This window comes from Planosporangium flavigriseum (assembly GCF_011947225.1).
GTDB classification, from domain to species: Bacteria; Actinomycetota; Actinomycetes; order Mycobacteriales; family Micromonosporaceae; genus Planosporangium; species Planosporangium flavigriseum.
Map to the genome: position 1 here is coordinate 264,531 of NZ_JAATVW010000005.1, position 20,701 is coordinate 285,231.

The 20,701-nt window shown below is 71.7% G+C and carries 14 protein-coding genes; 10 read left to right on the forward strand and 4 right to left on the reverse strand.

Annotation, left to right across the window (positions count from 1 at the left end):
• Positions 1–81 precede the first annotated feature (81 nt).
• Positions 82–489 (reverse strand): DUF4307 domain-containing protein, encoded by a 408-nt coding sequence (locus tag HC028_RS10395; RefSeq protein WP_168075743.1) that lies wholly within the window; start codon positions 487–489, stop codon positions 82–84.
• Positions 490–615: 126 nt separating this feature from the next.
• Here HC028_RS10395 and mca point away from each other — a divergent pair, with 126 nt between their 5' ends.
• The 7 genes from mca (at position 616) to purE (ending at position 8,992) form a co-directional block, all read left to right on the forward strand.
• Positions 616–1,494 carry a mycothiol conjugate amidase Mca gene (mca, locus tag HC028_RS10400; RefSeq protein ID WP_168075745.1) on the forward strand — a complete coding sequence of 293 codons (879 nt, stop codon included), beginning with the start codon at positions 616–618 and terminating at the stop codon, positions 1,492–1,494.
• A gap of 32 nt (positions 1,495–1,526) precedes the next feature.
• Entirely contained in the window at positions 1,527–1,772 is a 246-nt protein-coding gene (locus HC028_RS10405; RefSeq protein ID WP_168075747.1) for a hypothetical protein, read from the forward strand.
• A gap of 336 nt (positions 1,773–2,108) precedes the next feature.
• Entirely contained in the window at positions 2,109–4,616 is a 2,508-nt protein-coding gene (locus tag HC028_RS10410) for a putative bifunctional diguanylate cyclase/phosphodiesterase (RefSeq protein WP_168075749.1), read from the forward strand.
• Between the two features lie 44 nt (positions 4,617–4,660).
• The gene (locus HC028_RS10415; RefSeq protein ID WP_168075751.1) at positions 4,661–6,652 is read left to right on the forward strand and encodes a thioredoxin domain-containing protein; all 1,992 of its coding nucleotides are present in this window, start codon (positions 4,661–4,663) and stop codon (positions 6,650–6,652) included.
• 90 nt (positions 6,653–6,742) lie between these two features.
• Entirely contained in the window at positions 6,743–7,315 is a 573-nt protein-coding gene (locus HC028_RS10420; RefSeq protein ID WP_168075753.1) for a hypothetical protein, read from the forward strand.
• Between the two features lie 53 nt (positions 7,316–7,368).
• Positions 7,369–8,511, forward strand: coding sequence for a 5-(carboxyamino)imidazole ribonucleotide synthase (locus HC028_RS10425; protein ID WP_168075755.1), 1,143 nt, complete (start codon positions 7,369–7,371; stop codon positions 8,509–8,511).
• Complete coding sequence (gene purE / locus HC028_RS10430) at positions 8,504–8,992, forward strand: 5-(carboxyamino)imidazole ribonucleotide mutase (protein ID WP_168075757.1); 489 nt, start codon at positions 8,504–8,506, stop codon at positions 8,990–8,992. The genes HC028_RS10425 and purE overlap by 8 nt, the downstream gene beginning before the upstream one ends.
• Here purE and HC028_RS10435 read toward each other — a convergent pair.
• Together HC028_RS10435 and HC028_RS10440 are read right to left on the reverse strand one after the other, a co-directional pair.
• The gene (locus tag HC028_RS10435) at positions 8,989–14,220 is read right to left on the reverse strand and encodes an SCO7613 C-terminal domain-containing membrane protein (RefSeq protein ID WP_168075759.1); all 5,232 of its coding nucleotides are present in this window, start codon (positions 14,218–14,220) and stop codon (positions 8,989–8,991) included. The two genes, purE and HC028_RS10435, sit on opposite strands and share 4 nt — an antisense overlap.
• A 197-nt stretch (positions 14,221–14,417) precedes the next feature.
• Entirely contained in the window at positions 14,418–15,842 is a 1,425-nt protein-coding gene (locus HC028_RS10440; protein WP_168075761.1) for a UDP-glucose dehydrogenase family protein, read from the reverse strand.
• A gap of 250 nt (positions 15,843–16,092) precedes the next feature.
• Here HC028_RS10440 and HC028_RS10445 point away from each other — a divergent pair, with 250 nt between their 5' ends.
• From HC028_RS10445 to HC028_RS10455, 3 genes are read left to right on the forward strand one after another with little or no spacing between them, the layout of a single operon-like run.
• On the forward strand, positions 16,093–17,253 hold the full coding sequence (locus HC028_RS10445) for an acyl-CoA dehydrogenase family protein (RefSeq protein WP_168075763.1): 1,161 nt from the start codon (positions 16,093–16,095) through the stop codon (positions 17,251–17,253).
• A gap of 31 nt (positions 17,254–17,284) precedes the next feature.
• Positions 17,285–17,800: an acyl-CoA thioesterase gene (locus HC028_RS10450; RefSeq protein WP_168075765.1), complete on the forward strand. Its 516-nt coding sequence runs from the start codon at positions 17,285–17,287 to the stop codon at positions 17,798–17,800.
• Positions 17,801–17,860: 60 nt separating this feature from the next.
• The gene (locus HC028_RS10455; RefSeq protein ID WP_168075767.1) at positions 17,861–19,819 is read left to right on the forward strand and encodes an acetoacetate--CoA ligase; all 1,959 of its coding nucleotides are present in this window, start codon (positions 17,861–17,863) and stop codon (positions 19,817–19,819) included.
• Positions 19,820–19,861: 42 nt separating this feature from the next.
• Here HC028_RS10455 and HC028_RS10460 read toward each other — a convergent pair whose 3' ends face one another.
• A complete protein-coding gene (locus HC028_RS10460; RefSeq protein ID WP_168075769.1) occupies positions 19,862–20,659 on the reverse strand; it encodes a TIGR03089 family protein in 798 nt (265 codons plus the stop codon).
• Between the last annotated feature and the right edge of the window lie 42 nt (positions 20,660–20,701).

Here is a 20,701-nt window from a genome sequence, read left to right on the forward strand (position 1 = left end):
AGACCTACTAACTTACCAGTGACTGTCGTTACAGAACGTCTAGCGATCTCGTTGCCGGTTCTTCGCCTCCCGGCCAGATTGTCAGCCGGCCGCCCGGCACACCGGCACCTCCGCGCTCACCGGCGGCCCGCTGGTCTTGAGCGTGTAGGTCACCGTCACCGGGTTGCCGGCGGATACCGGAACGTCGGCGGCCCCGACCTCGGCTCCCGCCTGGTTGCGGGCCCGCACGTGGCACACCGCCGGCCGGTCGTTCGACTTGTGCACCTCGAACCGCAGCGTGACCTGGTCGTCGGCGGTTTGGAAGTGCACCACCTGGGGGCGGTAGTCGGGCGAACCGTAGCGCTGGTAGAGCGTGACGGAGAGGGCGAGGAGGACGACCCCGACGGCGACCGCGAGCAGTGTGGTCAGGCCCCGGCGGGCGGGGCGCGGATCGCGGCGCCGGCCGTACCGGCCGGGTGGAAACACTGGTGCGTTCAACGTGTCGGACACGGTCCTCGTCAGATTCCTGTCGGTGCGGGCGCGCACAATGGGCGGGCCGGGTCGACGGCGTTAGGCGTTGCCAGCCCGTCACAATGGACCGGTTCATTGTCTCAGCATTGACGGCGAGGAGAACCCGTGGGCGAGCAGTTGCGCCTCATGGCGGTGCACGCACACCCGGATGACGAGTCGAGCAAGGGCGCCGCGACCATGGCGAAATATGTCGCCGAGGGCGTGGATGTGCTCGTGGTCACGTGTACGGGTGGTGAGCGCGGCAGCGTGCTCAACCCGAAGCTGGACCGGCCCGAGATCTGGGAGCAGATGGCCACCATCCGCCGTGAGGAGATGGAGCGGGCCCGCGAGATCCTCGGCGTGCGCCAGGCCTGGTTGGGCTTCGTGGACTCGGGCTTCCCCGAGGGCGACCCGCTGCCGCCGCTGCCCGAGGGCTGCTTCGGGCTCGAGTCGGTGGAGAAGGCCGCCGCGCCGCTGGTCAAGCTGATGCGCGAGTTCCGCCCGCACGTGGTCACCACGTACGACGAGGACGGCGGCTACCCGCACCCCGACCACGTCATGTGCCACAAGGTGTCGGTCGCGGCGTTCGACGCCGCCGGCGACCCCGACAGCTACCCGGAGTACGGCGAGCCCTGGCAGCCGCTGAAGCTCTACTACCAGATGAGCTTCTCGCTGCCCCGGGTCCGCGCCCTGCACGAGGCGATGCTCGCGGCGGGGATGGAGTCGCCGTACCGCGAGTGGTTGGAGAAGTGGGATCCGGCGCGCGACAAGAGCCATCGGATCACCACGCGGGTGCCGTGCGCGGAGTACTTCGAGGTCCGTGACGACGCGCTGCGGGCGCACGCCACCCAGGTCGACCCGGACGGGCCGTGGTTCCACGTGCCGCTGGAGATTCAGAAGAAGGCGTGGCCGACCGAGGACTACGAGCTGGTCCGGAGTCTGGTGGAGCGGTCGGACAACGAGGACGATCTGTTCGTCGGGATCCGCCACCTGGCGCGTATGTGAATCCGGCGGCGGGTAGAGCGTACGGTGGGGCCATGAACCCGCTCGCTCTGCTCGCCGACAACCTCGCGCAGAACAACTTCGGTGACACCAGGTCCGGTGGCCTTGCCGGGCCGATGGGCCTGTTCGTCATCCTGGTGCTGACGATCGGCACGGTGCTGTTGATCCGCAACATGAACAGCAGGCTGCGCCGGCTGCCGGAGCAGTTTTCGTCGACCGACCAGCATGGCGCGGGGGCCACGGCCGGCGATCTCGCCGGCGACGAGCGGTCGCAGCGGTAGCGTAAATACGACTTTTGCCATCGAACCGGCTAGAGCCGTCAACAGGCTGGAGCCCTCCCCGGCGTTTGTTTTAACCTTCGCCCAGACCGGGTGAGGGGGGTGGGGCATGGGTCGCCGTCGTGTACTCGCTGCCTGCCAGGGCGCTCTGACGGCGGTGAGGCGGCTCACCTTCTCCGGGTGCGGGCGGGTCACGCCGGCACGCGCCAGTGATGTCGGCGCGACCGCCCGCCGGGTGACTCTTGTAACCGGCGTGACCGATGTCCTATTGACCGCTGTCCAGATACTCTCGCCGGGGGAGCGCACCCCTGGACTCCTTGGGCGGGAGAGGTGCGGACGATGACGGCACCGCTGCGACGACACGGCACCCTGGTGCCCGCTGTCGCGTTCGCGTTGGCCGTTGGCGGCGCGCTCATCGGCAGCCACGCCGTGCGCGCCGGCGTGCCGGCGCTGACCGGGCCCGTGCCCCATCTCGGCTGGCTCGCGGTGGCGGTCGCCGTGGTGACCGGCGCCCAGCTGCCCATGCTGCGGACGCGCGTCGGCACCGGCACGGTCGGGCTGGCCTGGGGCGAGTCGGCCATCGTGATCCTCTGCGTACTGCTGCCGGTGGCCTGGATCCCGCCGGTGACGCTGGTCGGCGTCGGGTTGGCCCGAGCCGTTCAGGCGCTGCTGCGACCCGACTACCGCCAACTCGGCACGGCGGTGTGGAGCGCCGCGACGCTCACCATCGGGAGCACCGCGGCCGCGGTCGCGGCCAACCTCGTCGCCGTGACCTATCAGCGTCCACTCTCCCTGCGGGTGGCGGTGGCGCTCGTCCTGGCCGCCGGTGTGTACGCGGCCACGGGCCTCGTCATGGTCTCCTGGCGGGTGGCGCGCTGCCACGACGAACGGTTCGGGCCGGTGCTGCGGCGGGCCAACGGCAGCAAGATGCCCATGATCGTGGGCAATGTCGCGGTCGGGCTGCTCGTCGTGGTGCTGTACGGGGTGAATGCCCGCTGGCTGGCGCTGCTGCTGCCGGCGCTGTGGCTGCTGCACCAGGCGTACGCGTACCGGCTGCGGACCGGCGATGAGAAGCGCAACTGGCAGACGTTCGCCGACGCGACGCGCCAGCTCAACCGCCTTGACGGGCAGGGGGCGGCGAGCGCCGGCATCCAGGGCGCGCTCCGGCTGTTCGGCGCTGATCGGGCGCGGTTGTCGGTGATCGAGGCCGACGGCCGGGTCGTCGCGTACTCGGGCTCGCCCGACCGTGCGGTCACCGAGTGCGAGCCGAACGCGGCCGACGAGCCCGGGACCGTCGCGCGTGACCTCTCCGTCGGTGGGGTACGCGTCGGTGAGCTGCGGCTGCGGTTACGTTCGACCACCCGCATGGGCAGGCGCGACGAGTTGATGTTCGCCGCGTACGCCGACGCTCTCGCCGCGGCGCTGCATGACGCGGCGACGCACCACGAGCTTCGGGTCATGGGGGAGCAGAGCTCCCGCGACCTCGTTCACGACGCGCTCACCGGGCTGGCCAACCGCGCCGGCTTCCTCGCCGTGGGCGACGCCGCGCTGCGGGAGCGGGCCGGCGCGCCGGTCGGGCTGCTGTTGCTCGACCTCGACCACTTCAAGGACGTCAACGACACGCTCGGCCACGGCGCTGGTGACCTGCTGCTCCAGATCGCCGCTTCCCGGTTGGGCGACACGCTCGGCCCGGGTGAGCTGCTGGCCCGGTTGGGCGGAGATGAGTTCGCCCTCCTGCTGCCGGTGCTCTCACGTGCCGAGTCGGTCCCGCCGGATCTGCCGGCAACGGAGTACCCCAGTCAGCTGGCGTACGCGCTGGGCCGCGCCGAGAGCCTGGCCGGCGCCCTCGCCGTCCCGAGTGAGGTGGCGGGCGTTCAGCTCTCCGTCGAGGCGTCCGTGGGCGTGGTCGTCGCGGCCGCGGGAGCGGTCAACCTGACCGAGTTGCTGCGGCGCGCCGACATCGCGATGTATCAGGCCAAGCGCGGCGGTTCCAGCGTCGCCTGGTACGACCAGTCCCGTGACCGGGCCAGCACGGACCGGCTGTCGCTGCTGGCCGAGGTGCGCGAGGCGCTCGCCGCCGACGATCAGCTCACCCTCGTGATGCAGCCGGCGGTACGGCTCGGCGACTCCGGCGGGGTCACCGGCGTCGAGGCGCTGGTCCGGTGGAGCCATCCCCGCCGCGGCACGTTGATGCCCGATGAGTTCGTCGCCGTCATCGAGCACAGCGAGCTGCTGGGCGACTTCACCCGGTACGTTCTCGACCGTGCGCTCACCGTCGCGGCCGCCTGGGCGGCGGAGGGCATCGACGCGCCCGTCGCGGTCAACCTGTCGCCGCGCAGCCTGCTCGACCGGTCCCTGCCGCGCGACATCGCGGGGCTGCTCGCCAAGCACGGCGTCGCTCCGGAGCGGCTGGTCCTGGAGATCACCGAGACGGTCGTGATGAGCGAGCGGGCGGTCATCGATCAGGTGCTCTCAGCGCTGCGCCAGATGCGGGTCCAGCTCTCCGTCGACGATTTCGGCACCGGGTACTCGTCGCTCACGTTCCTGACCCGGGTGACCGTCGACGAGATCAAGATCGACCGTAGCTTCGTGTGGCGCATGGTGGCGTCGACCGAGGCGGCGGCGATCGTGCGGACCACGATCGACCTCGCGCACCGATTGGGTCTGCGGGTCATCGCCGAAGGCGTCGAGACCGCCGAGCAGCGGGCCGAGTTGACGGCCCTCGGCTGCACCAGCGCCCAGGGCTTCTTCTTCTGTCCGCCCGTACCGCCCGAGCGCGTCATCGCGGTCCTGCATGAGCTGACCACGGCCGAGGTGATCACGCTCCGCCAGGAGGACGCGAGCTGACGACGCGTGCTGTGGAGATCTTGAAGGCGCGTAGGGTGGATCACATGGCCAACCGTTTGGCGGATGCGACCTCGCCCTACCTGCAGCAACACGCCGACAACCCGGTGGACTGGTGGCAGTGGGGTCCCGAGGCGTTCGACGAGGCTCGACGGCGGGACGTGCCCGTACTGATCTCCATCGGGTACGCGGCCTGCCACTGGTGCCACGTCATGGCGCACGAGTGCTTCGAGCACGAGGGCGTGGCCGCGGTGGTCAACGAGGCGTGCGTACCGATCAAGGTCGACCGCGAGGAGCGGCCGGACGTCGATGCGGTGTACATGACCGCCACCCAGGCGATGACCGGCCAGGGCGGCTGGCCGATGACGGTGTTCGCGACCCCCGACGGGGAGCCGTTCTTCTGCGGTACCTACTTTCCGCGCCCCAACTTCGTACGCCTGGTCCAGTCGGTCTCCGATGCCTGGCACAACAACCGTGACGCAGTGCTGCGCCAGAGCTCCGCTGTGGTCGACGCGATCAGGCGGGCGAGCGGCCAGGACCTTCCGGCCGGCCCGATGTCCCCGGCCGTGCTCGACGCCGCGGCCGGGTCGCTGTCACGGGAGTACGACGAGCAGTACGGCGGCTTCGGCGACGCCCCCAAGTTCCCGCCGCACATGAACCTGCTGTTCCTGCTGCGCCACTACCAGCGCACCGGCTCGTCGCGGTCGCTGGAGATGGCGCGGGGGACCTGCGAGGCGATGGCCCGCGGCGGCATCTACGACCAGCTCGCGGGTGGCTTCGCCCGGTACAGCGTCGACCGCACCTGGACGGTGCCGCACTTCGAGAAGATGCTGTACGACAACGCGCTGCTGCTGCGGGTGTACACCCATCTGTGGCGGTTGACCGGCGACGAGCTCGCGCTGCGGGTGGCGCGGGAGACCACGGACTTCCTGCTGGAGCAGATGCGTACGGGGGAGGGCGGCTTCGCGTCCGCGCTGGACGCCGACACCAACGGCGTCGAGGGCCTCACGTACGTGTGGACGCCGGCCGGGCTGGCTGAGGTGCTCGGCGACGACGACGCCGCGTGGGCGGCCCGGGTCTTCAACGTCACCGAGGCGGGCACGTTCGAGCACGGTACGAGCGTGCTGCAGTTGCCGGTCGACCCGGACGACCAGGGGCGCTTCGAGCGGGTACGGGCCCTGCTGCGGGACGCCCGCGCGGAGCGTCCCCAGCCGGAGCGGGACGAGAAGGTCGTCGCGGCGTGGAACGGCCTGACGGTGACCGCGCTGGTCGAGTACCTGTCGATCATCGGAGATCGGGAGTCGAACGGGCTGGCGATCGAAGCCGCCCTGCTGCAGGCGGGGAAGGCGCTGGTCAGGCACATCGTCGACGGCCGGCTGCGGCGGGTTTCGCGGGACGGCGTCGTGGGTGAGCCCCTGGGCGTACTCGAGGACTACGGCGCGGTGGCCGAGGCGTTCTGCGCGCTGCACGAGTTCACCGCCGAGGGTGAGTGGCTGGACCTGGCCGGGCGGCTCATCGACCACGCGCTGGAGCACTTCGCGGACGGCTCCGGCGGGTTCTACGACACCGCCGACTATGCGGAGCAACTGGTGGCCAGGCCCGCCGACCCGACCGACAATGCCACTCCGTCCGGGCTGTCGGCGATAACGGCGGCGCTGACCACGTACTCCGCGTTGACGGGCGACAAGCGGTACCGGGACGCGGCGGACCTCGCCCTCACCAAGATCGCGGCCCTGGCCGCGCAGCATGCCCGGTTTGCGGGGTACTCGTGCGCGACCGGGGAGGCGCTGCTGTCCGGCCCGTACGAGATCGCGATCGCCGGCCCGGGCGGGGAGGTCGAGCCGTTTCTGGAGGCGGCGTGGCGGGCCGCTCCTCCGGGTGCTGTCATCGTCGCCGGTGAGCCGGACACCCCGGGGGTTCCGCTGCTGGTGGGACGGCCGCTTCGGGACGGCCGGGTGACGGCGTACGTGTGTCGCGGCTTCGTCTGTGACGCGCCCGTGACGACCGTGGACGAACTGGTGGCCAAGCTCTCGTCCTGAGCTGTGCGGGCCCTCTTTACTGCTTCGCTGCGCCGTCCGCGTATCCGTGCAACGATGTAAGCATGTAATCGTGCGCGAAGGAGGCCCGCGATGAGGACGGAACACGGGGCCGCCGGTGCCGGGTGGAGCCGTGGCGGCGGTCGCCAGGAGCCGCCGCCCGCCGACGACGCCCCGGCCTGGATCAGCGGGGCGGTTCCGGATGACTGGTTCACCGGTACGCCGGAGATCGACATCGATCGCGACGAGATCGTCATCGTCGGGCGGCTCCCGGCGCCCACGCTCTCGCAGGACGCCAGCGACGCCGACCGCGCAGCGGCCGAGCAGGGGCGGATCGCCTCGTTTCGGGAGGCCAGCCGTGACCGGCGGATGGCCATCGCGCGGCAACTGGAGCACCGGTACAAGCGCAAGGTCGGCTGGGGTGCGGTGGCCGGCGGCACTCGCGAGCTGTTCACGACGCTGTCGGCGCCGGTGATGACCCGGTTGCGCCAGCCCGACCGGCAGGTGCTCGACACCCTCGTGGCGTCGGGCGTGGCCCGTTCGCGCTCGGACGCGCTCGCCTGGTGCGTGAGCCTGGTCGGCCAGCACGCCGACGCCTGGCTGGGGGAGCTGCGCGGAGCGCTGGGTGCCGTCGACGAGCTGCGGCGGCGCGGTCCTGCGCTGTGACTCCTCGGGCGGGGTCGTCGATCGTCGAGCCGCGCCAGGTAGTCTTTGCGCCGATGGATTCCCACACCGGTCTGCCCGTGGTCGGCATGGTCGGCGGCGGTCAGCTGGCTCGGATGACACACCAGGCCGCGATCGCGCTCGGCCAGTCACTGCGGGTACTCGCTACTTCGCCCACCGACGGCGCCGCGCTGGTCACCCCCAACGTCGCCATCGGCCACCACACCGACCTCGCCGCCTTACGGGAGTTCGCCAAGGGCTGTGACGTGGTCACGTTCGACCACGAGCACGTGCCGGGCGAGCACATTCGGGCACTGGAGGCCGAGGGTGTCACGGTGCTTCCCGGCGCCGACGCCCTGCGGTACGCCCAGGACAAGCGCGCCATGCGCGAGCGCCTGTCCGAGCTCGGGCTTCCGGTCCCACGGTGGCGTGCGGTGGAGAACCCCGGTGACATCGCGGCCTTCGGAGCCGAGGTCGGTTGGCCGATCATCGCCAAGGCGGTGCGCGGCGGGTACGACGGTCGCGGCGTCTGGGTCCTCGGGCCTGACGATCCCGTGCCGGACACCGAGCTGATCCTCGAGGAGAAGGTCCCGCTGCGCCGCGAGCTCGCCGCCGTCGTGGCGAGGTCACCGTTCGGGCAGGTCGCCGCGTACCCGGTGGTGGAGACCGTGCAGCGCGACGGCATCTGCGTGGAGGTGCTCGCGCCGGCGCCGGACCTGTCGGAGGACCTGGCGTGCGCTGCGACCCGCCTGGCCATCGAGGTGGCGAACGCGCTCGGGGTCGTCGGCATCCTCGCGGTCGAGCTGTTCGAGACCGCCGACGGCCTTGTCGTCAACGAACTGGCGATGCGCCCGCACAACTCCGGGCACTGGACGATCGAGGGCGCGCGAACCTCCCAGTTCGAGCAGCACCTGCGCGCCGTCCTCGACTACCCGCTGGGGGACACCTCGCTGGCCGCCCCGGCGGTCGTCATGGCCAATGTGCTGGGCGGCACGGAAGGTGGCATGTCGATCGACGAGCGGCTGCACCACCTGTTCGCGGCTGAGCCGGGCGCGCGGGTACACCTCTACGGCAAGCAGGTTCGGCCCGGACGCAAGATCGGGCACGTGACCGTGCTGGGCGATGACATGGAAGACGTACGGGCGCGCGCCGCGCGGGCGGCCCGCTGGCTGACCGAGGGTGGGGATCCGCATGCCTGATGTCGGCGTGATCATGGGCAGTGACTCGGACTGGCCGGTCATGAAGGCGGCCGCCGAGGCGCTCACCGAGTTCGGGGTGGCGTTCGAGGCGCACGTCGTGTCGGCACACCGGACGCCCGAAAAGATGATCGAGTACGCACGCACCGCAGCTGACCGCGGCCTGAAGGTGATCATTGCCGGGGCGGGCGGCGCGGCGCACCTGCCGGGCATGGTCGCCTCGACGACGCCGCTACCGGTGATCGGTGTGCCGGTGCCGTTGAAGTACCTCGACGGGATGGACTCGCTGCTGTCGATCGTGCAGATGCCGGCCGGGGTGCCGGTCGCCACGGTGTCGATCGGCGGCGCCCGCAACGCCGGGCTGCTCGCGGTGCGCATCCTGGCCGCCACCGACGAGGCGCTGCGCTCGAAGATGGCGGCGTACCAGGAGGACCTCAAGCGCCTGGTGGCGGAGAAGGACGCGGCGCTCCAGTCGGAGATCTAGCGCAGGCGGTTCAGGGCGCCCCGCAGTCGGGCCACGTTCTGGCGGCGCTTCTCGTACGTCGCGCCCAGGCCGATCAGCAGCGCGCCGGCCGCGCTGAACAGCGCGAGCAACAGCCACCAGGGCAGCATCGCCGACAGCAGCAGTAGCTCGTGCAGCGTCGTGGTGGCCGTCACCACGCTGCCCACCACGACCGGCGCCTTCTGCCGCCGTACGCTGCCCGCCGCCAGCGTCAGCACCCCGGCGACGATCACGAGTACCCGCCGCAGCGGCGCGGTGTCGGTCATCAGGACGAGGGCGAGGCTGGGCAGGAAGCCGGCGACCAGCGCCGGCCCGTACGCCAACCAGCTGCCCAGATCGGGTCGGCGCTGCAGTTCGAAGACGCCGACGAGCAGGGCGAACACCGCGAACGGCAGGCTGTACGCCTCGGGCAGCGCGACCCGGCCGGTGCTCATCAGCAGCCACACGCCGATGACCTCGGCCGCGGCTGCTGCGAAGACCAGGCCCTGCAGGTACTTCTCGGGCCGGCCGGGGCGGAGCGCCGCCAGGCCGAGGATCGCACCGAGCGCGGTGCAGGCGAGCGCGGTGTAGCGGGGCGCCCCCATGGTGAGTGCGAGTGCACCGCCCATACCGAGCAGCGCCGTCGCCTCGATGACCGTGACCTCCATTTCGATGGAGGCGGTGGGACGCAGCCGGGGCAGCCGCGCCGCCAGGGCGACGGCCACCGCGCACACGCCGAGCAGCGGGAACGCCGCCCAGCGGGCGGGGGCGTCGGCGGCGAGGCTGGCGGCGACGGCGAGTAGTTGCGCCGTACTGACGGCGACGTACCAGCCGAGGATCCGGGCGAGCGGGTACCGGCCCCAGATCGCGCCGATCGCGCCGACGACCACGGAGCCCGCGAGGGCCTGGAGCGTCATCGAACGCATCGCGAGACTGCCGGTCTGCCCGGCGATCGCGGCGAGAACGGCCAGTGCGAACACCAGCCGGCGCGCCACCCGCAGCGGCGCCTGCTCCGCGCTGTCCGGGGCGGGCGGCACGGTCAACGCCAGGCTCAGCCCGCACAGCGTCGCGACCAGCAGCGCGGAGGTCGCCTGAAACTGGCCGAGGTATGCGGCGGCCGGGATGAGCAGCATCGTCAGGCCGATACCGGGGACGACGACAGCCACCGTCCGGTCGGCGATGGCCTCGCGGGCGCCGCCCAACCCGAGAGCCGCGAGCGCGGCGGCGAACGTCAGCACCGCCATCGTGATCACATCGGTCGGGTGAGCCTTCCAGCCGTTGAACGGGGACAGGTCGGCCGCGCCCGACGGCGTCGACGTCCAGGGGTGCAGCGCAAAGTGGTACGGGCCGAACAGCGCGGCCACCAGCGGCAGCGCGACGGCCGCCACGGCGATCGCCGCCGGCACGGCGCTCGCTGCCACCGCGCTGACGCCGAAGCCGGTCTCCTGGCCGGCGGGGCGCCACCGGCCGATCGCGAGCCAGCCCCGGCCCGGGATCCAGCGGTCGAGCTGCCACGCGCGCCGGGGGCTCCAGCCGCCTACCGGTTGCCAGCCGTCCTCGGGCCGCCAGCCGATCCGGCGGACGGCGCCGGCCCGCAGCAGCGAGGCCAGGACGCCGAGCAGCGCACCGGTCGCCCCGTAGATACCGATGGGCAGCCGGTTGGGCAGCGCGGCGAGCGCGATCACGGTGCAGGCGATGGCGACCGCCGCGGTCACGAACGGCAGGAACCCGGGCGTACGCCAGCAGGCCAGCCCGGCGACGGTCAGCGCGAGGCTGGCGGCTGCGAGCGTGCCGACGAGGACCACCGGCGGCGGATGCTGTCCGCCCGCGGTGATCGCTGCCGCGGCGCCGGCGAGCGAGAGCACCGAGACGGCGCAAGCGCCACCCCCGATGGGTACGAGATGCGAGCGAGCGGTACCGGCGTCGTCGAGGCGCAGGCCGGCCAGGGCGCCGATCAGCACGCCGATGAGGGTGAGGCTGAACAGCGTGGCGGCGGTCGACGCGGGCCCGACGAGGCTCGCTCCGGCGGTGTAGGCCGCGATCGCGGCGGCGACTCCGCCGCGGGCGTACGCCACCCGGGGCAGCTTCGACAGCGCCGCGGTCACGCCCATGACGCCCGAGGTCAGCAGGCCGAAAACGATCGGCGACCACCACGGCAGGCCGAAGGCGATCGGGGCGGCCACGGACGCGAGCCCGATCGCGACGGCCGCGATGTCGTCACCGAGCGAACTCGGCACGACGACCAGCGCCGCCAGCGCGATCAGCAGCAGAGCGACCGGCGGCTGCCAGCCGTACAGGCTGTACTGCTCGGCGGTGTGCCGCCAGGCCGGGCCAAGATCGGCGTGCCACACCGGGCTGGCGGCGTGGATCACGCCGATCCCGGCGCTGATCGCCGCGACGCCGCTGGCGGCCGCGATGACGCCGCCGATGACCATCTCGCCGGCGACCGGGCCGCGCCGCTGCCGGGCGGGCAGCGCCGAGACCCCGAGCGCGACGGCGAGTACGAGCACCGCCGTGGTCACCAGCCCGATACCGGGCACGATCAGGGCGAGTACCCGTGCCAGCGCCGCCGTGGCGCTCGCGGTGACCGCCGCCGCGGCGATGTCGTTGCCGTCGAGGTCCTGGGCGAACACGACCCGGCGGTGCAGCGAGGGCGCTGTCCACAGCAGAATCGAGCTGGTCAGCAGGAGTAGCCCGACGCCCATGTCGATGACGGTCGTGCCGCGGGTGGCGAGCGCCGCGAAGGCGACGGTGAACGCCCCGAGCGAGATGCCGAGCAGCAGCGGCCGGCTGACGGGGCGCCGGGAGACCAGCCGGACGGCCGCGTATCCGAGCGTGCCCGACACGGCGACGAACCCGCCGGCGAGGACGAAGGACGGGCCGGCGCCGGGGAGGACGCCATCGCGTACGAACGCCGCGAGCCCGGCGCAGACCGTACCGGGCAGCGCGAAGGCCGCGGCCCCGCCCGCCCAGTCGCCGACGCGCTGGGCCGCCAGTTCGGCCTGCGGGCCGGTGCGGAGCGGGCGCAGCATCACGATCCCGTACCCGCCGAGCGTGATCGCGCCGAGGGTGAGTGACGTCATCGCCGGGTGGGTAAGGCCGCTGAGGGCGGCGTGCCCACCGAGCACCCCGGCGGCGATCAGGAAGCCGTTCGCCGCGCTCTCCTCCCGGGCCACCAGCCCGCTGGCGCACACCCCGATCGCGGCGAGCACGACCAGACTGGGGGTGACCACCCAGTTGAGGTGCCCTGCGGCGGGGATCGTGAGAATCGTCAGCACCCCACCGGCGAGCACCGCCTTGACCCGGATCGAGCCGGGTAGCGCCAGCGCGACGGCGACGGTCAACAGGGCGCCCGCGACGACCAGTTCCCACCCCAAGGGCTCGGCGGCGGCGCCGATCCGGGAGGCGTACCCGTTGAGGTCGGCGTACCACCACGGACGCGCTTCCCGGATCGGCGCGGCGATTGCGAGGCCGGCCTTTGACAGCAGTACCAGCGCGGTGACCGCCGCGCCGACGCCGCTGGCCAGGCGTGGCCCGTCCCGCGCGTCTGGCGGGAGCACGGGTACGACCACGGCGGCGACCGCGACCGCGAGGGCGGCGAACAGGAGAGCGCGGCCCGGCAGCGCGACCGTGCCGACCCGGGTGACCGCGACGATGACGGCGAGGGTGGCCAGGGCGCCGGTGAGGTCGGGCAGTGGCTTGCGCCGCCAGGCGGAGGCTCCGGCGAGGCCGACGCCGGCTGCGAGCAGCAGGGCCAGCGCGGCGCGTACCGACGGCGCGAGCGAGGTGGCGGTCATGAGACCGACGCAGGCGTACGCGAGGGCGGCGCCGAACGCGAGGGTGAACAGCACCCACGTCGCGTCGCGCAGGATGGCCGGCGCCTGTGCCTCCTGCGCTCGGGTTGGTGCGGGGGAGGGCTCCGGCCGGACGGGCGGCGTGTGGTCGGGGAATTCGGCCGAGGTCTTGACGTCTTCGGGCTCCTCCGGCGCGCTCTCCGGCCGTACCGGCGGCGCGTCGGGGTCCACCGGCGCGGGCTCCGGCTCCGCCTCGGGCGGGGCCGTGGCGCGGGGCCCGAGCGGCAGGTGTACGGGCTTGACGAACCCGGCCAGCGCCGCGAAGCGGCCGGGCCGGGTCAGGCTGATCCCGAGGGCCAGGTCGAGCGCCGCGACGGCGGCGAGGGCGAGCCCCCACCCGGTCGGGCCGTGGATCCAGGGGTACCCGAGCAGGGGCAGCACCGGCTGTAGCACCAGGACGGTGGCGTAGCGGGGGGCGATGAGGTGGCTCGCGCCGCGGTACGCGGTGGCGATGACGGCCGTGGCGAGGCACACGAATCCGAAGTAGACCGGGGTGCTGATCAGCGTCGAGCCCAGCAGCCCCAACGACCAGGCGGCGTACCCGTCGAGCAGCACCATGAGCAGTCCGACGGACGCGATGGTCTCGGCGGTGGCGACGAGGCCGCGTCCGGTCAACTCGACCGGCAGCATGAGCAGGATGACGGTGGCGAGGGCCAGCAGGGCGACGCGGCCGGGCGCGCCGAGGCTGCCGAACCCGAAGACGGCGAGCACGACGGCGGCGCCGGCGAGCAGCAGGCCGCCGACGGCCAGCAGGACGCTCTGGGAGGTCGCGGTGGTGGTCTCGGCGCCGCCGAGTCGCCCCTGGCCGGTCACCGGCGGGCGGGGGCGTTCGGGAATCCGGACCTGGACCTGCGGCGGCGCCTGGGACATCACCTCGGGGAGGCGGGCGGCGATCGCGGGTGGGAGATTTCGGGGGTCGCGAGGCGGGCGTGGCGCCTGCTTCGTCGGCGTGGGTGCCTTCTGCGCAGCGGCACCGGCGGCGGCGGTCGTGGTTGCGGCCGGCGCCGGGGACGCCGGCGGCTCGGGCGGGTATCCGGCACCGAAGGAGACCGGGTCGGCCGTGACGGGCTCGGTGTCGCCACGCCGGGTGATCCGGGAGCGCAGCGAGCGGGTCGGGCCGCGGGCGCCGGCCTCCCGGTCGAACTTCGCGCGTACCCGGCGGGCGAGGGAGTCGCGCTGCGCCGAGGCGTGCGCGAGCTGGCTTTTCAGGAGTAGTTGGTCTTTTTCGTACTGGCGCTTCTTGGCCTCGAGCGCCGCCACCGTCCGCTTGAACATCGCCAGCGCGGCGACGTCCTTGTCGTACGGGCGCCCGCAGCCGTGGCAGCCCTCGTCCCGGGTTACGGTGCCGCCGCAGACCGGACACTGATAGGTGTCCACGCCGCTCCCTCCCGCCCGTCGGGTGCGTGGCGCACCCGACGCCTCCTACGGGAGTTTCCCGTACGCGAGGCCTCGACAGGAAGATTCTGCGGGTTTCGGCAGCGTTCCGCGCCCCACGATCATGAATATCGCCGGCTGATAGTTGATCGAACTATCCGAAGATATCCATGACCTGCGGGAACGCGGGAAGAACGAATTCAGGGAGTGACGGGCCGGCCCATGCCGCGGTACTCCCAGCCGGCGGCGATCCACACCGACGGATCGAGGCAGTTCCGCCCGTCAATGACGCGGCGGCCGGCGACCAGCTCGCCGAGCGCCTGCGGGTCGGCGTTGCGGAACTCTTCCCACTCGGTGAGCACGCAGACCAGTTCGGCGCCGGTGACCGCCTCGGTCATCGCCTTGGCGTACGAGACGTCGCTGAAGTCGCGCTTGGCGTTCTCCATGCCCTCGGGGTCGTACACGGTCACCTGCGCGCCGCTGCGGGCCAGCTTGCGCACCACGGAGAGGGCGGGCGAGTCGCGAACGTCGTCGGAGTTGGGCTTGAACGCGGCGCCGAGCACGGCCATGCGTACGCCGGACAGGTCCGGCCCGGCGGGGCCGTACGGGCGGCCGAGCAGTTCGGCCGCGAGCTGGACGACGCGCTGGCGGCGGCGCTGGTTGATCAGGTCCACCTCGTGCAGGAACCGCAGCGCCTCGCCCGCGCCGATCTCCTGGGCCCGGGCCTGGAACGCCCGGATGTCCTTGGGCAGGCAGCCGCCGCCGAATCCGACCCCGGCGCGCAGGAACTTGTTGCCGATCCGGGGGTCGTAGCCGATCGCGCGGGCCAGCAGCGTGACGTCGGCGCCGGCCGCCTCGCAGACCTCGGCCATCGCGTTGATGAATGAAATCTTGGTGGCCAGGAACGCGTTCGCGGCGACCTTCACCAGTTCGGCGGTGGCGAAGTCGGTGACGACGACGGGCACCTCGCGGTCCTCGGTGACGGCCAGGTCGAACACGCCCTTGTGCGCGGCGTAGAGCATCGCGTTGGCCCACTCGCTCTTCACGCCGACGATGATGCGGTTGGGGCGCAGCACATCCTCGACGGCGAAGCCCTCCTGCAGGAACTCCGGGCTCCACGCCACCTCGACGCCCGCGTCGGCCGGCGCGTGCCGGCGGACCAACTGCTCGATCCACTCGGCCGTGCCGACCGGGACGGTCGACTTGCCGACGATGAGCGCCTTGCGGGTCAGGTGCGGCGCGAGCTTGGTCACGGCGCTCTCGACATAGGAGAGGTCGGCGGCCATGCCGTCGGCGCGCTGCGGAGTGCCCACGCAGATGAAGTGCACGTCGCCGAACTGTGCAGCCTCCTCATAGGAGGTGGAGAAGCGCAGCTTGCCCGAGGCGAGGTTCTTGCGCAGCAGCTCGTCGAGGCCGGGCTCGTGGAACGGCACCTGGCCCTCGGACAGCATCGCTATCTTCGCCTCGTCGACGTCGACGCCGAGTACCTCGTACCCCAGTTCGGCGAAGCAGATCGCATACGTCGCCCCGAGGTAGCCGGTGCCGAGGAAGGTCAGACGCGGCCTCACAGCGCCGGACGATGGCGTCACAGCTGCGGGTGTCGTGCTGGGGTACGGGATGGTCACGCCATGTCTCCGGTGGGTGTGAAGGGCTCCGGCGCACGGGGGTGTTGCGCTGGCCGCTCGCTGTCAATATATGTCTGAGCAGTACCCGGACAAAAGTCGTCAATACTGCGTTAACAGCCACATGACGACCACGGTGGTCGACTTGGACGTTGCTCGGGCGAGGATAGTCCCAACCCGCCGACCGTGCCCGCAGCCGTAAGTTACTCGTGGGTATCCTGACACCCGCGCAGGCCGATCGGGAGGCAGAGCTATGGCGGATTCGCAGTTCGACGTTTACCAACTGCCGGAGGAGCACGAGGCGATCCGGGAGGCGGTGCGCGCGGTCTGTGAAGGCAAGGTGGCACCGGGCGCCGCGGCAGCCGACGAGTCGGGGGAGTTCCCGCAGACCTCCTACGACGCGCTGCGGGCGGCCGACTTCCACGCTCCGCACATCCCGGTCGAGTACGGGGGCGCCGGCGCCGACGCGCTCGCCACGGCGATCGTGATCGAGGAGGTGGCGCGGGTCTGCGCCTCGTCCTCGCTGATTCCCGCGGTGAACAAGCTGGGCACGATGCCGCTGCTGCTGTCGGCCTCCGAGGAGCTCAAGCGCCAGTACCTGACGCCGGTGGCGGCCGGGGACGCGATGTTCTCGTACTGCCTGACCGAGCGCGAGGCGGGCAGCGACGCGGCGTCCATGAAGACCCGCGCCGAGCGTGCCGGTGACCACTACGTCCTCAATGGCGTGAAGTGCTTCATCACCAACGCGGGCGTCTCCGAGTACTACACCGTGTTCGCGGTCACCGAGCCCGGAGTCGGCGCGCGCGGTATCTCCGCCTTCGTGGTGGAGAAGTCCGACGCCGGGGTGAGTTTTGGCGCGCCGGAGAAGAAGCTCGGCATCAAGGGCTCCCCGACGCGCGAGGTGTACTTCGACAACGTGCGGATCCCGGCGTCGCGGATGATCGGAGCGCCGGGGACCGGCTTCGCCACCGCGATGCGCACTCTCGACCACACGCGGGTGACGATCGCCTCCCAGGCCGTCGGTATCGCGCAGGGCGCGCTGGACTTCGCCAAGGGGTACATCCAGGAACGCCGCCAGTTCGGCAAGGCCATCGCCGAGTTCCAGGGCATCCAGTTCATGCTCGCCGACATGGGCATGAAGGTCGAGGCGGCCCGGCAGCTCACCTACGCCGCGGCCGGCAAGTCCGAGCGCGGCGACGCCGACCTGACGTACTTCGGCGCGGCGGCGAAGTGCTTCGCCTCCGACGCCGCCATGGAGGTCACCACCGACGCCGTCCAGCTTCTCGGCGGGTACGGCTTCACCAAGGACTTCCCGGTCGAGCGCATGATGCGCGACGCCAAGATCACTCAGATCTACGAAGGCACGAATCAGGTACAGCGCATCGTCATGGCGCGCCAGCTGCTTCGTGGCTAAGCCCAGCCAGCAAGATGAAAAGAGCAAGTGCATGTCTGACGGGAAGCCCACGTCGTACTCACGGGTGACTCTCAGCCGGATCATGACCGCCGTGGACGTGAACCTGTACGGGACCGTCCACGGTGGAGTGATCATGAAGTTCATGGACGACGTGGCGGGTGCCGCTGCCGCCCGGCACTGCGGGGGCACCGCGGTGACCGCCGCCATCGACGAGATAGCGTTCCTGGAACCGGTGCGCACCGGTGACCTCGTACACGCGCACGCCCAGGTGAACTGGACGGGCACGGCCTCCATGGAGGTCGGCGTGCGGCTGGTCGCCGAGCGCTGGAACCGGGCCGGGGACGAGCCCCTCGACGTCGCGACCGCGTACCTGGTGTTCGTGGCGGTCGACGCCGACGGCAACCCGCGCGAGGTCCGGCCGGTCGTTCCGGAGACCGCCGAGGACGAGCGCCGCTGGCGCGAGGCGGAGATCCGGCGGGCACACCGACTGGCCCGCCGGGAGGCGATCCAGGCCTCCCGCGAGGCGGCCGGACCACCACAGATCTGACCTTCGTAGGTGTCGCGGGCCCATTCTGCTGCGCCGCGGCCCGTGGAAGGATGACGCCTTATGGCAGGCGAGGTGCTGTGGGCGCCACCTAGTGATATACGCGACCGGTCACGGATCGGCGCCTATCTTCGGTGGCTGTCCCAGGAACGGGGCCGGGACCTGGGCGACTACGCCGCGCTGTGGCAGTGGTCGGTCGACGATCTGCCCGCGTTCTGGCGCTCGATCTGGGACTACTTCGACGTGCTCGCCGCGACCGAGCCGAGCGAGACGCTGGGCGACGCGCGCATGCCCGGCGCCCGGTGGTTTACCGGAGCACGGCTGAACTACGCCGAGAACGTCCTGCGCATGCCGGGAATCGGCGACGACGAGCCGGCCGTGCTCGCGTACTCGCAGACCCGGGCGCCCGTCACGCTGACCGCGGCGCAGTTGCGCGACGAGGTCCGCCGGGTCCGGGCGGGGCTTGCGCGCCTGGGGGTCACGCAGGGCGACCGGGTCGCGGCGTACGCCCCGAACATCCCCGAGACCTATGTGCTGATGCTCGCCACGGCCAGCCTCGGCGCGGTCTTCTCCAGTTGCGCCCCGGAGTTCGGTACCCGCAGCGTGGTGGACCGGTGGCGGCAGATCTCGCCCAAGGTGCTGGTCGCGGTCGACGGCTACCGCTACGGAGACAAGGCGGTCGACCGTACCGGGGAAGTGGCGGCCATCCAGGAGGCGTTGCCGTCGCTGGAGCACACGGTGATCATGTCCTATCTGGACGCTGATCGCCCGGACGGCTGGGCCGAGCTCGCGGCGCCGACCGGCGAGCCGATGGGCTTCCAACCGGTGCCGTTCGACCACCCGCTGTACGTGCTGTACTCGTCCGGGACGACCGGGCTGCCCAAACCCATCGTGCACGGCCACGGTGGGATCCTGCTCGAGCACCTCAAGATGCTCGCCCTGCACCACGACCTCGGCCCCGGTGACCGGTTCTTCTGGTTCTCCACCACCGGCTGGATGATGTGGAACTACCTGGCCTCCGGTCCGGCCGTGGGCAGCGCGATCGTGCTCTTCGACGGCAACCCGGCCGCCCCGGACCTGGGTGAGCTGTGGCGGATCGCCGCCGAGTCGGGCATGACCTACTTCGGTACCTCCGCACCGTTCCTGCTGTCCTGCCGCAAGGCCGGCATCGTGCCGCGCGAGATCGCCGACCTGTCGAAGCTGCGGGGGGTGGGCTCGACCGGAGCGCCCCTGCCGCCCGAGGGGTTCGGCTGGGTATACGAAGCGGTGGGCAAGGACCTGCTGCTGGCGTCCGCGTCCGGCGGCACCGACGTGTGCACCGCGTTCGTCGGCGGGGTGCCGCTGCTTCCGGTGTACGCCGGGGAGATCTCCTGCCGGGCGCTGGGGGCGAAGGTGGAGGCCTTCGGGCCCGACGCCAAGCCGATCGTCGGCGAGTTGGGGGAGTTGGTCATCACCGAGCCGATGCCGAGCATGCCGGTCGGGTTCTGGGGCGACGAGGACGGCTCGCGCTACCGGGAGGCGTACTTCGACGCGTACCCGGGGGTCTGGCGGCACGGCGACTGGATCACCATCGACGAGCGGGGCTCGTGTGTGATCACCGGCCGGTCCGACGCCACGCTCAACCGCGGCGGGGTACGCCTGGGTACCGCCGAGTTCTACTCCGTGGTCGAGGGGCTCGACGAGGTCGTGGACTCCGTGGTGGTGCACCTGGAGGACCCGAGCGGCGGCGCGGGGGAGTTGCTGCTGTTCGTCGTGCTCGACGAGGGTCGTGAGCTGGACGAGGCGCTACACGCCCGGATCGCCCGCGAACTACGTACCGCGCTGTCGCCGCGGCACGTGCCCGACGAGATCTTCCAGGTACGGGCGGTGCCCCGGACGCTGTCGGGCAAGAAGCTCGAGGTCCCGGTGAAACGGATCCTCACCGGGACGCCGGTGGAGTCGGCCGCCGCGAAGGGCGCGCTGGTCAACCCCGAGTCGTTGACCGCGTTCGAGAAGCTCGCCGCCGCCCGCCCGCACCCATGATCCCGAAGACTTTTCCGTGTGCTGACACGAAAAGTCTCAGGATCATGAGAGGACGCGGGTGACCCGCTCGATCTCCAGCCGGCGCTGACGCGCGGCGGGGTCGAGGTTGGCGCACAGCACGATGGACGCGCCGGCCACCAGCGGCGCGAGCAGCCACGTCAGCGGATCGGCCGCCTCGGCGGCGTCCACGAGCACCCGGTCGGCCGGGCCGATGCCGCGCGCCTCCGCCAGCCCCCGCGCCGCCCGGCAGTACTCCTCTTGCGTGGTGCCGTCGGCCGTGGCCGGGTCGGTGTCGCGGACCGGAGCGTACGGGCGGAAGTGGTCGCCGTGGCCGCGTACCTCAGCCACGTAGTCGACGAACCCCGCCGGCACTTCCCGCATCGGTAGGGCCATCGGGGCGAGGCCGAGCACGAACCGGTCGCCGGCCTCGGGGGCGGTCGCCAGCCGGTCGGCCGTCACGAAGCTGACCTCGGCCGGTTCGGTGGCTTCCGTGAGCACCGGGTCCGCATAGGTGACCGTGAGCCCGGCCGACCATGCGCCGAGAAGGACAGCGGCGGTCTGCCAGTGCGGGGGGAGCACGACGGCGGCGAGATCGCCGGGGCCCAGGCCGCAGCCGTCGACGAGCAGGTTCGCGGTCTTGGCAACCCAGTTCTCCAGCGTCGTGCCGGACAGTTCGGTCCGCTCGCCGGTGGCGTCGTCGTAGAACGTGAGCAGCGGCCGTGTGGGATCCGCAGCAATTGCGGCACGAAATACGGCGGGAACGTTACCTAAACCGCCTTTAGCAGATATAACCACGAGGTACTCCAAATCGGGCGAATGGCGGTAGGGCGTGAGCGGCATGGCGGCACGGTCACGGCGACGATACCGGTTGATCACAGCGGG

Coding starts and splice junctions, on each gene's coding strand:
- HC028_RS10410 (WP_168075749.1), top strand. CDS start 2,109: ATGACGGCACCGCTGCGACGACACGGCACCCTGGTGCCCGCTGTCGCG.
- HC028_RS10455 (WP_168075767.1), top strand. CDS start 17,861: ATGGCAGGCGAGGTGCTGTGGGCGCCACCTAGTGATATACGCGACCGG.
- HC028_RS10405 (WP_168075747.1), top strand. CDS start 1,527: ATGAACCCGCTCGCTCTGCTCGCCGACAACCTCGCGCAGAACAACTTC.
- HC028_RS10450 (WP_168075765.1), top strand. CDS start 17,285: ATGTCTGACGGGAAGCCCACGTCGTACTCACGGGTGACTCTCAGCCGG.
- HC028_RS10415 (WP_168075751.1), top strand. CDS start 4,661: ATGGCCAACCGTTTGGCGGATGCGACCTCGCCCTACCTGCAGCAACAC.
- HC028_RS10445 (WP_168075763.1), top strand. CDS start 16,093: ATGGCGGATTCGCAGTTCGACGTTTACCAACTGCCGGAGGAGCACGAG.
- purE (WP_168075757.1), top strand. CDS start 8,504: ATGCCTGATGTCGGCGTGATCATGGGCAGTGACTCGGACTGGCCGGTC.
- HC028_RS10425 (WP_168075755.1), top strand. CDS start 7,369: ATGGATTCCCACACCGGTCTGCCCGTGGTCGGCATGGTCGGCGGCGGT.
- HC028_RS10420 (WP_168075753.1), top strand. CDS start 6,743: ATGAGGACGGAACACGGGGCCGCCGGTGCCGGGTGGAGCCGTGGCGGC.
- HC028_RS10460 (WP_168075769.1), bottom strand. CDS start 20,659: ATGCCGCTCACGCCCTACCGCCATTCGCCCGATTTGGAGTACCTCGTG.